Below are 10,865 nucleotides of genomic sequence, written 5' to 3'. Positions count from 1 at the left end.
AGGCGGCGCCGGATAGGGGTGAGGCGGGGGGGGGCGCGCCGGGGCCCGGGGGGGCCCCCCCCCCCGCCCCCCCCCCCCCCCCCCGGGGGGCGCCCCCCCCCCCCCCCCCCCCCCCCCCCACGGCCGGATGGTGATGGACGTTGTGGTTCAGTACGGGTCGGTCACCGGCTGCGGCGTCAGGCGGCGCTCCGCGTCGGGAGTGGCTTGCCGTACCAGAGCTCGATCAGGCGGGCCGCGATCGAGATGCCGTAGGGCGGGAGCACCTCGCCGGACTCGAAGGCGGCGCGCAGCTCCTCGCGGGAGAACCAGCGGGCCTCGTGGATCTCGTCACCGTCGACCTCGATCTCGGTCGACGTGGCGCGGGCCATGAAGCCCAGCATGAGGCTGGACGGGAAGGGCCAGGGCTGACTGGCGACGTACTCGACCTGGCCGACGCTGATGCCGACCTCCTCGAGGACCTCGCGGCGCACCGACTGCTCGATCGACTCACCGGGTTCGACGAATCCTGCCAGCGTCGAGAAGCGGCCCTCGGGCCAGTGGACCTGGCGGCCGAGCAGGACGCGGTCGTCCTCGTCGGTCACGGCCATGATCACGGCGGGGTCCGTGCGCGGGTAGTGCTCCGCGCCGCAGGCCGGGCAGCGGCGGATGTGGCCGGCGGCGGCGATGACGGTGCGCTCGCCGCAGCGCGAGCAGAAGCGATGCGTTCGCTGCCAGTTCTCCAGGCCCACCGCGTGCACCATCAGGCCCACGTCGCGGGAAGACAGCAGCGCGCCCGCCTCGCGCAGACCCGCCGGGCGCGCGGACTGGTCCATGCGCCCGGGCAGGGAGTCCTTCTGCAGGGCGAAGTAGCTGACGCCGTCCTCGTCGTTGCCGAGGAAGTAGCGGTGTGCCTCGGTGAGAGGGGCCTCGAAGGACGGGGTCATGACGAGTTCGGTGCGCCCGTCCGCCGTCTCGTCGATGAGGACCTGTCCGCCGGAGACGACGAAGCAGCGCGTCGTCGGGTGGCTCCACGCCGCCGCGAGCCAGGCCTCGTCGAGCCGGTGGTGAGCGGCCCGGTCGATGCCGCTCGGGGCGGTGAGCGAGATGGGGCGGTCGGCGTTGGGGTCGGTCCAGGTGGTCACGGGTGCTTCCAACTCCCCGGTGGAACGGTCGGGTTCGGCGGGCGGTTCAGTGGGACGTGCGGCGGGAGGCGACCGTGTCCGGCGGGCTCGGGCGGTGCGGGGCGGCGCCTCCAGTGTGCCCCGCGCGTGTGCCCGGCCCGGACGGAACGGTGGGCTCAGGGTGCGTGGCGCCAGTTCTCGGCGAGGTCACCCCACAGGTACGCGGTGGTCTCGACGCCCTTGAGGAGGAGGTCGAGTTCGACTTTCTCGTTCGGGGCGTGCCAGCCGTCCGAGGGGACGGAGATGCCCAGGAACAGCACCGGGGCGCCGAGGACGTCCTGGAGGTCCGCCGCAGGTCCGGAGCCGCCCTCGCGCGTGAAGCGGACCGGCTTCTCGAAAGCCCGGCCCATGGCGCGGGTGACCGATTCCAGAGCCGGGTGGTCCAGCGGCGTCAGGCACGGGCGCGTGGCGCCGCTGAACGTGATGTCGCAGCGGATCCCCAGCGACACCTGCTGCTCGGCCCAGGCGCGGACGGCCTTCTCCACATGGCCGGGGTCCTGGCCCGCCACCAGGCGGAAGGACAGCTTCACCAGGGCGGAGGCGGGGATGATCGTCTTGCTGCCGGGGCCCTGGTAGCCGCCGCCGATGCCGTTGACCTCCGCGGTGGGGCGGGCCCAGATCCGCTCCAGGGTCGTGTAGCCGGCCTCCCCCTGGGCGGCGTACGACTTGGCCGTGCGCAGCCACTGCTGCTCGTCGAAGGGCAGTTCGGCGAGGAGTTCGCGCTCGCGGTCGGTGAGTTCGACCACGCCGTCGTAGAAGCCGGGGACCGCCACGCGGGCGTGCTCGTCGTGCAGGGCGGCGACCAGGCAGGCGGCGGCCGTCGCCGGGTTGGGCACCGCGCCGCCGAAGGACCCGGAGTGGACGTCCTGGTCGGGTCCGTGCAGGCGTATCTCGCACTCGGCGAGGCCGCGCATGCCGGTGCAGACCGTGGGGGTGTCCTCGGACCACATGCCGGTGTCGGAGACGATCACGGCGTCGGCGGTGAGCCGCTCGGCGTGCTGCTCGACCAGGGCACGGAAGTGCGGGGAGCCGGACTCCTCCTCGCCCTCGACGATCAGCTTGAGGTGCACGGCCGGGGTGTTGCGGCCGGTGGCGGCGAGGTGGGCGCGGACGCCGAGGGTGTGGAAGAACACCTGGCCCTTGTCATCGGCCGCCCCGCGCGCGTAGAGGCGGTTCCCGCGCACGACCGGCTCGAAGGGCTCGCTGTCCCAGCCGTCCTCGCGGGCGGCGGGCTGCACGTCGTGGTGGCCGTAGACCAGGACCGTGGGCGCCTGCGGGTCGTCACAGGGCCATTCGGCGAAGACGGCGGGCCCACCCGGGGTCTGCCAGACCTCGGCCGTCGGGAAGCCGGTCTCCTTCAGCTTGGCGGCGAGCCAGTCGGCGCTGTGTCGTACGTCGGGCGCGTGGTCCGGCTGGGCGGACACCGACGGGATGCGCAGCCACTCGGTGAGGTCGTCGAGGAAGGCGGCGCGGTGCTGCTGGATGTACGTACGGACGACGCTGTCCGGGGTCTGGCTCATGGTCACGAGCCTATCGGCCCGCACCGACGTCCTCGGAGTGCGGTTCCTCACCGGGCGGCTCCTCGCTCAGCAGCCGCTCCAGTGCGGCGCGGTCCGGCAGGCCTTCGGGGCGGACGATCTCGCCGCTGCGTACGTACAGGAACGCGGCCGTGACGGACTCGGGGGGGACGCCCTGCTGCTCGGCCCACGCGATGCGGTAGACGGCGAGCTGGAGCGGGTCCGCGGTGCGTGCGCGGTTGGTCTTCCAGTCGACGATCTCGTAGGTCGCGCCCTCACCGTCGCCCACCTTGTAGACGGCGTCGATGCGGCCCCGTACGACGCGGCCGGCGAGGGCGAGCTGAAAGGGGGCCTCCACCCGGTAGGGCGTGCGGTGCGCGTACTCGGTCTGCTCGAAGGCCTCCTTGAGGGCCTCCAGGTCCCGTTCGTCAGAGATCTCCGCTTCGCCGCCGGGCAGCTCCTCCGGCTCCAGCATGGGCAGCGTCAGCTCTTCGAAACGGGCCTCGACCCAGGCGTGGAAGCGGGTGCCGCGGCGGGCGGCCGGCTGGGGCGGCCGGGGCATGGGGCGGGCCAGCTCCTGGGCGAGGCCGTCCGGGTCGGCGGCCAGGAGCAGCAGCTGGGAGGCCGTGAGGGACGTGGGCAGGGGGACCTCGGTGACGCTGTCGCGGGCGCGCAGGAGCTCGCCGGTGAGGGCGTCGAGGTCGCGGTCCCAGGAGGCGATGGTGCGGGCTTCCTCCGGGGTGAGGTGCGGCCTGGGGTGGCGCTGTGGGCCCTGGGGTTCCGGTGGGCCCGCCTGGTGGGGGACCGTGGGGCGGTCCGCCGCCGACCGTGTGTCTCCGTCCGTCGCTGGCCGTGCGTGCCCATCCACAGCCGACCGTGCGTGCCCGTCCGCGGCCGACCGTGCGTGCCCATCCACAGCCGACCGTGCGTGCCCATCCACAGCCGACCGTGCGTGCCCATCCACAGCCGACCGTGCGTGCCCACCCACAGCCGACCGTGCGTGCCCATCCGCGGCCGACCGTGCGTGCCCGTCCGTCGGCCTCTCTGCGTCCGTGAAGGCATCTCCGTCGGGGGCGTCTTCCTCGGGGACCGATGCGACTTCTTCGGGCGCTGACGCGTCGAGGGCGTCGTCGTGGAAGGGGTCGTGGTCGAAGTCGAACGGGTCCGGTTCGTCGTAGGGAGGCCCGTCATCCCCGGGGGGCGGCGGCCACTCCGGGTCGTCGAGGGCGTCCGGGTCGTGCGCGGCCGGGGGGTGCCCGGCCTCCTCGGACGCGAGGTCCTGCAGGTGGGCCAGGACGGTCTCGGCGGCGGCGCGGCGGCGGGCCAGGGCCGCCGCGTCCAGGGGCAGGGGCCACACCTGGTCGGCCGTCGCCCGGTGCAGGGCCGGGTTCTCCTCGTCCTCGGCGGGCTCCTCCGCCCAGGCCTCGATCTCGCCGTACCCGGCTTCGCAGTGCTCGTAGAGGGCCTGGAGGAACGCGGAAGGCCCGCGGCGCTTCTTCTGAGTGGGTCCCCACCAGTGGCCGGAGCCCAGGAGGAGGGAGCGGGGGCGGGTGAAGGTGACGTAGCCCAGGCGGAGTTCCTCGGTGTGCTGGTGGTCCTTCATGGCCTCGTGGAAGGCCTTCAGGCCCTTGGCGTCCCAGGACGTCACGTCGGGCAGGGTGTCGGCGTCGCCGCGCAGCACGTGCGGCAGGACCTTGCCCTGGGAAGTCCACTTCTCGCGGCCCTGGCTGCTGGGGAAGGTGCCGGCGACCAGGCCGGGCACGACCACGACGTCCCACTCCAGGCCCTTGGACTTGTGGGCGGTGAGCACCTTGACGGTGTTCTCACCGCCGGGGAGGGCGTTGTCGAGGCCCTTCTCGTACTGGGCTGCGGTGCGCAGGAAACCGAGGAAGGCGAGCAGGGACGCCTCGTTGTCGCCGGCGGCGAAGGAGGCGGCGACGTCCAGGAAGTTGGAGAGGGTCTCGCGGCGGCGGGCGGCCAGGGCGTGCGGGGACGCCGACAGCTCCACCTCCAGGCCGGTGACGGCGAGGACGCGGTGCAGGACGTCCATCAGCGGGTCGGCCAGGGAGCGGCGCAGCTCGCGCAGTTCGGTGGCCAGCCGGGCGAAGCGCACGCGCGCGTCGGGCGAGAACGGCAGTCCGTCGTCGTCCCCGCGGCCGTCCAGAGGTGTTTCCAGGAAGGTGTCGAGGGCGTCCGCGAGGGAGATCACCTCGGACGGGTCGACCCCTTCGACGGCTTCGGCGAGGCGGCGGTCCTGGTCGTCGTCGTCCGCCACGCGCGCGTGGGCCACGAGGAGCCGGGCGCGCCGCCCCAGGAGGGCGAGGTCGCGCGGGCCGATGCGCCAGCGCGGGCCGGTGAGCAGGCGCACCAGGGCGGCGTTGGCGCCGGGGTCCTGGAGGACCTCGCAGACGGCGACGAGATCGGCGATCTCGGGCAGGTGCAGCAGCCCGGACAGGCCGACGACCTCGACCGGGATGTCCCGTGCGACCAGGGCGCCCTGGATCTCGGCGAAGTCGGTCGCGGTGCGGCACAGAACGGCGATCTCGCCGGGCGCGGTTCCGGTCCGGACGAGGTGCGCCACGGAGTCGGCGGCCCAGTCGATCTCCTCGGCGTGGGTGGGCAGCAGAGCGCAGCGGACCATTCCGTCGCGTTCGGCGCCGGAGGCCGGGCGGAGAGCCTCCACTCCCGCGTGGAGGGCGCGCAGGGGCTCCGCCAGACCGTTGGCGAGGTCCAGGAGGCGGCCGCCGCTGCGGCGGTTCTCGCTGAGGGCCTGGCGGGTCGCGGGCCGGCCGTCGGCCTGGGCGAAGTGTTCGGGGAAGTCGTCGAGGTTGGCGACGGAGGCGCCGCGCCAGCCGTAGATCGCCTGGCAGGGGTCGCCGACGGCGGTGACAGGGTGGCCGGTGCCCTCGCCGAACAGGCCGGCCAGGAGGACGCGTTGGGCGACCGACGTGTCCTGGTACTCGTCGAGCAGGACCACGCGGAACTCGTCGCGCAGGACCTGGCCCACTTCGGGGGTCCCGGCGAGCCGGGCCGACAGGGCGATCTGGTCGCCGAAGTCGAGCAGGTCCCGCTCGCGCTTGGCGATCCGGTAGCGGGTGACCAGCTCGGCGAGTTCGCGCCGGGCGGCCGCGGCGTCGGGGACCTTGCGCAGGTCGGCGTTGCTGAGCTTGGCGCCTCGCAGGGTCAGCAGCAGTTCGGCGTCGTAGGCGCGCAGTGCCTCCGGGCGCACGAGGTGCTCGGAGAGTTCGGAGTCGAGGGCGAGGAGGTCGCCGACGAGGTCCGGGAAGGAACGGGTCAGGGCCGGGTAGGGCCCGGGGGCCTCGCGCAGGACACGCGCGGCGAGCTGGAAGCGGGTGGCGTCGGCGAGCAGCCGGGACGTCGGCTCAAGACCGATGCGCAGGCCGTGGTCGGTCAGCAGGCGGCCCGCGAAGGCGTGGTAGGTGGAGATCACCGGCTCGCCCGGCGGGTTGTCCGGGTCGATGGCGTCCGGGTCGGTGACGCCGGCCTTGACCAGCGCCTTGCGGACGCGCTCGGCGAGTTCGGCTGCGGCCTTGTTGGTGAAGGTGAGGCCGAGCACCTGCTCGGGGGCGACCTGGCCGGTGCCGACCAGCCACACCACGCGTGCCGCCATCACCGTCGTCTTGCCCGAGCCGGCTCCGGCCACGATCACCTGCGGGGCGGGCGGCGCGGTGATGCAGGCCGTCTGCTCCGGGGTGAACGGGATGCCGAGGAGCTCCTTGAGCTGTTCGGGATCGGAGATACGGGCGGGCACATCGAAAGGCTAGCGGCGGCCACTGACAGCGGTGACCGGTCCGGCCTCCGGAGGAAGAAGAAGCGCAGGTCAGCACACGTGGTGCGATACCTCACTCCACGACTGTCCCCGCCGCGGCTGCTGGCTCCGAGACTGCTGGCAGCTCACTCCACGACGTGACGTCCCTCCTGCCGCGCGCTGCACGAGGCTCGGAACGCGCAGTGCGTGCAGTGCTGCCCGGCGGTGGGCGTGAACCTCTCGTCGAGGACCTTGCCTGCGGCGGTGGCGAGCAGGTCGCCGACCCACTCCCCCTCCAGCGGCTCCTGGGCCTGCACCTTGGGCAGGCTCTCGCCGCCGTCGCGTTTGGCCGCCCCCTGCCGGAGGTGGACGAGTTCGGCGCCGCCCGGCTCGGGGCGTACGCCGTCGAAGGCCTCGTCGACGGCGCCCTCGCGGACGGCCAGCTGGTAGACGGCGAGCTGTGGGTGGCGCTCCACCTCCTTGGAACTGGGCGCCTGCTTGCCGGTCTTGAAGTCGACCACATAGGCGCGGCCGTCGCCGTCCGCCTCGACCCGGTCCATCTGGCCGCGGATGCGCACCTGGTAGTCGCCCGCTTCGAGGATGACGTCGAAGTCGTGCTCGCTGGCCACCGGGGTCCGCCCGGTGCGGTTCGTCACGTGCCACTGCAGGAACCGTTCGAGCGCCACGCGCGCGTTGTCCTTCTCCTGGGCCGACTTCCACGGCGCGTCGAAGGCCAGCGCGTTCCACACGGAGTCGAGGCGTTCCATGAGGACGGTGAGATCGGCCGGGGTGTGCCCGGAGGCGACCTCGTCGGCGAGGACGTGCACCACGTTGCCGAAGCCCTGGGCGACGGTCGCGGGCGCGTCGGCCTTCACCTCACGGCCGAGGAACCACTGGAGGGCGCAGGTGTTGGCCAGTTGGTCGAGGGCGCTGCCGGAGAGCACCACGGGCTGGTCGCGGTCGCGCAGCGGCACCTTGGACTCGGTCGGCTCGAACATGCCCCACCAGCGGTAGGGGTGCGCGGACGGCACCAGGGGGCGGCCGTCCTCGTCGGCGAGGGCGGCGAGCCGCGCCAGGCGGCTGGCGGCGGCCTCCCGGAGGGCGTCGGAGACGCGCGGGTCGACCGTGGTGGCGCGCAGTTCGGCGACGAGCGCGGCGACGGACAGCGGTCGGCGGGGGCGTCCGGTGACGTCCTTGGGTTCGACGCCGAGTTCGGTCAGGAAGCGCGAGGGCTGGTCGCCGTCGTCCGCGGGGGCCTTGACCGCGGTGACGACGAGGCGTTCACGCGCGCGTGTGGCGGCCACGTAGAAGAGGCGGCGCTCCTCGGCGAGCAGCGCGCCGGGGGTGAGGGGTTCGGCGAGTCCGTCGCGGCCGATGCGGTCGGCCTCCAGGAGGGAGCCGCGGCGACGCAGGTCCGGCCACAGACCCTCCTGGACGCCCGCGACGACCACGAGGCGCCACTCCAGTCCCTTGGAGCGGTGCGCTGTCATCAGGCGGACGGCGGCGGGGCGTACGGCTCGCCTGGTGAGGGTGTCGGCGGCGATGTCCTCGGCGTCGATCTCCGCCAGGAAGTTCAGGGTGCCCCGGCCTCCGGTGCGTTCCTCGGCGCGGGCGGCGGTGGCGAACAGGGCGCAGACGGCGTCCAGATCGCGGTCCGCGTTGCGCCCGGCGGCGCCGCCCCGGCGGGCTGCCCGTTCCAGGCGCGTGGGCCATGGCGTGCCTTCCCACAGGTCCCACAGCGCCTCCTCGGCGGTGCCGCCGCCGGCGAGGCGTTCGCGGGCCTTGCGCAGCAGCGCGCCGAGGCGCTGGGCGCCACGCGCGTACGTGGGGTCGTGCACGGCGAGGCGCTCCGGCTCGGCGAGCGCCTGGGCGAGCAGCACGTCGGAGGGCGGCGGCAGCGGGTTGCCGGCGGCCCTCTCCTCGTCGCGCAGGGCGCGGCCGAGGCGGCGCAGGTCGGCGGCGTCCATGCTCGCGAGGGGCGAGGTCAGGAGGGTGAGGGCGGTTTCGGTGTCGAGCCAGCAGGCGTCCTGCGGCGCGGCGGGAGCGTCCTCGGAGGAGAGCCCTGTGGCCTCGGACACCCCAGGCCGAACGTCCTCCGGGCCCTCGGATTCTCCCGGCCGAACGTCAGAGGAGGGCTCCGCGACCTCGGACTCCCCAAACCGAACGGCCTCAGAGGAGGACCCCGCGACCTCGGACTCCCGCGGCTCGGGAGATCCCACCTCCGCCGCGGCCACCGCCCGCAGTGCCGTCAGCAGCGGCGCCACCGCCGGTTCGTGCCGCAGGGGCACGTCGTCACCGTCGACGTCCACGGGGACGCCCGCCGCCGTGAGGGCGCGGCGGACCGTCGGGATGGTGCGGGAGCCGGCGCGCACGAGGACGGCCATGTCGCTCCAGGGAACGCCGTCCTCCAGGTGGGCCCTGCGGAGGATGTCGGCGATGTTGTCCAGCTCCGTCCCGGACGTCGGGTAGGTGTACGCCTCGACGCGGCCGCCGTCCCGTACGGGAGCGAGTTCGCGGTGGGCGCGCACCTTCTCGGCGGGCAGGCGGGTCAGCGGCATGCGCTGGGTGAGCAGCCGGGTGGCGGCCAACAGGCCGGCGCCGGAGCGGCGGGACGTGCGCAGCACGGAGACGGGGGCCGGGCGGCCGTCCGCGCGGGGGAAGGCGTGCGGGAAGTCCAGGATGCCGTTGACGTCGGCGCCGCGGAACGCGTAGATCGACTGGTCGGGATCGCCGAAGGCCACGAGCGTGCGGCCACCGCCGGCCAGGGCGTCCAGCAGTCGTACCTGAGCGGGATCCGTGTCCTGGTACTCGTCGACATAGACGGCGTCGTACCGGGCGGCGAGCCACGCCGCGACCTCGGGGCGGCGGGCGAGGAGCACCGCGCGGTGGACGAGTTCCGCGTAGTCGATCACGCCCTGCAGGTCGAGCACGTCGAGGTACTCGGCCAGGAAGGCGGCCGCGGCGCGCCAGTCGGGCCGTCCCGTGCGGCGGGCGAAGGCGTCCAGGGCGTCGGGGCCGAGGCCCAGTTCACGGCTGCGGGCGAGGACCGCGCGGACCTCGTCGGCGAAGCCGCGGGTGGTCAGGCAGGCGCGCAGTTCGTCCGGCCAGCGCACATGGGCGAGTCCGAGCCGTTCCAGATCGACCTGGCCCGCGAGCAGTTCCCGTACCGAGACGTCCTGCTCGGGACCGGACAGCAGGCGCAGCGGTTCGACGAACAGGTCGTTGTCCTGGTGGGCGCGGACCAGGGCGTAGCAGAACGAGTGGAAGGTGGTCGCCTGGGGTGCGCGGGCCGCGCCCGCCCGCCGGGCCATGCGGTCGCGCAGCTCGACGGCGGCCTTGCGGCTGAACGTGAGGACCAGGATGCGCTCGGGATCCACGCCCCGGGCGACGCGTTCGGCCACGGACTCGACGAGCGTGGTGGTCTTGCCGGTGCCCGGACCTGCGAGGACGAGCAGCGGGCCCCGCGTGTGGTCAACCACGGAGCGCTGCGAGGCGTCCAGAAGAGGGGGGTCCACCTGGGCGGGAGGGGTACGTACCAGTCGGTAAGCGCCACGGTTCCCCCGCCGCACCCGGGGGTGCGACAGGCCGCTGGTGAAGGAAGAGGAGCTCACGTGGTTCGCCGGTTCTGGTGGAAGTGCTGGTTGGCGGGCCACCGCGGGTGGCGGGCGGTGACCGCGGGGTGACGGGGGCACGCGCAGCCGACGCTACGCCGACGGGTGAGGCGGAAGCAGGGCTTCCCCTTCTTCCCGCCGGCCACTCTCGGCACTCGTGGCACTCATGCCCCTCGCCTCACGAACGTACGTCATGCCCCCGGTGTGCCCCGATTCCCCCGTACGGATCACGGGTCACACGACAGACCGTCCGATGGCGGAAGCTGTCAGGTGTGACCCTCCGCGCGATCGCCGCCGTCCCACCGCGCCCGTCTCATGTCGATGCGTGGCAGGTGGGCCTCGGCGGCACGGCCCGCCACCTTCAGGGGCGTGCCCTCCGCCCGGTAGTGGCCGAGCGCCCGCAGTTCGTGGCCGGGCAGCAGGACGCCGTCCGCGCGGACGACCCGCCACCAGGGAGCGGCTCCCCCGTAGAGCGCCATCACACGGCCCACCTGCCGCGGGCCCCCCTGCTCCAGCCACTCGGCGACGTCCCCGTAGGTCATGACACGACCCGGCGGAATCAGTGCGGCGACGTCGAGGACCTGCTCGGCGTACTCGGGCAGCGCTTGCGCGGGCCCGTCCTCGTACCGGCCCCCCTCGGGGCTCTGCTCACTCATCCGCCCCATCCTGCCCCACCCCACCGACAACGGGCCGGGCGTGCTCCGGAGCGTTTCCGTCACCCGGCAGGGGCACATCGGGCAGACTGTCCGCCCCCGCATGTGCACCCTGATTGCCCCCTGTGCCGGTGCGGCATGCCACCATCGTGCGG

The 10,865-nt window shown here is 73.9% G+C and carries 6 protein-coding genes (1 of these 6 cut by a window edge); all 6 read right to left on the bottom strand.

Annotation, left to right across the window (positions count from 1 at the left end; translation table 11 throughout):
- Positions 1-121, bottom strand: the 5' portion of a protein-coding gene (locus HDC93_RS30850) for a bifunctional 2-polyprenyl-6-hydroxyphenol methylase/3-demethylubiquinol 3-O-methyltransferase UbiG (protein WP_185014129.1). 641 nt of this gene lie to the left of the window's left edge; 121 of the gene's 762 nt are visible here — the first part of the coding sequence; its start codon is at positions 119-121; its stop codon lies off the left edge, out of view.
- 55 nt (positions 122-176) lie between these two features.
- The gene (gene nudC, locus HDC93_RS30845) at positions 177-1,121 is read right to left on the bottom strand and encodes an NAD(+) diphosphatase (RefSeq protein WP_311774660.1); all 945 of its coding nucleotides are present in this window, start codon (positions 1,119-1,121) and stop codon (positions 177-179) included.
- A gap of 155 nt (positions 1,122-1,276) precedes the next feature.
- Positions 1,277-2,680: a dipeptidase gene (locus HDC93_RS30840; protein ID WP_185014127.1), complete on the bottom strand. Its 1,404-nt coding sequence runs from the start codon at positions 2,678-2,680 to the stop codon at positions 1,277-1,279.
- 10 nt (positions 2,681-2,690) lie between these two features.
- Positions 2,691-6,449 (bottom strand): UvrD-helicase domain-containing protein, encoded by a 3,759-nt coding sequence (locus HDC93_RS30835; RefSeq protein ID WP_185014126.1) that lies wholly within the window; start codon positions 6,447-6,449, stop codon positions 2,691-2,693.
- A gap of 143 nt (positions 6,450-6,592) precedes the next feature.
- Positions 6,593-10,057, bottom strand: a complete 3,465-nt coding sequence (locus tag HDC93_RS30830; protein WP_185014125.1) for an ATP-dependent DNA helicase — start codon at positions 10,055-10,057, stop codon at positions 6,593-6,595.
- Between the two features lie 266 nt (positions 10,058-10,323).
- Positions 10,324-10,713, bottom strand: coding sequence for an MGMT family protein (locus tag HDC93_RS30825; RefSeq protein ID WP_260419849.1), 390 nt, complete (start codon positions 10,711-10,713; stop codon positions 10,324-10,326).
- Positions 10,714-10,865: the final 152 nt, after the last annotated feature.

It is taken from the genome of Streptomyces sp. AK010, assembly GCF_014207295.1.
Taxonomy (GTDB): Bacteria; Actinomycetota; Actinomycetes; order Streptomycetales; family Streptomycetaceae; genus Streptomyces; species Streptomyces massasporeus.
Note: the sequence above shows the minus strand (reverse complement) of the source record. Positions and strands in the feature narration are given on the sequence as shown.

What these genes read in the sequence shown, in the direction of transcription:
- HDC93_RS30825 (WP_260419849.1), bottom strand. Translation starts at nt 10,713, where the DNA reads ATGAGTGAGCAGAGCCCCGAGGGGGGCCGGTACGAGGACGGGCCCGCG.
- HDC93_RS30840 (WP_185014127.1), bottom strand. Translation starts at nt 2,680, where the DNA reads ATGAGCCAGACCCCGGACAGCGTCGTCCGTACGTACATCCAGCAGCAC.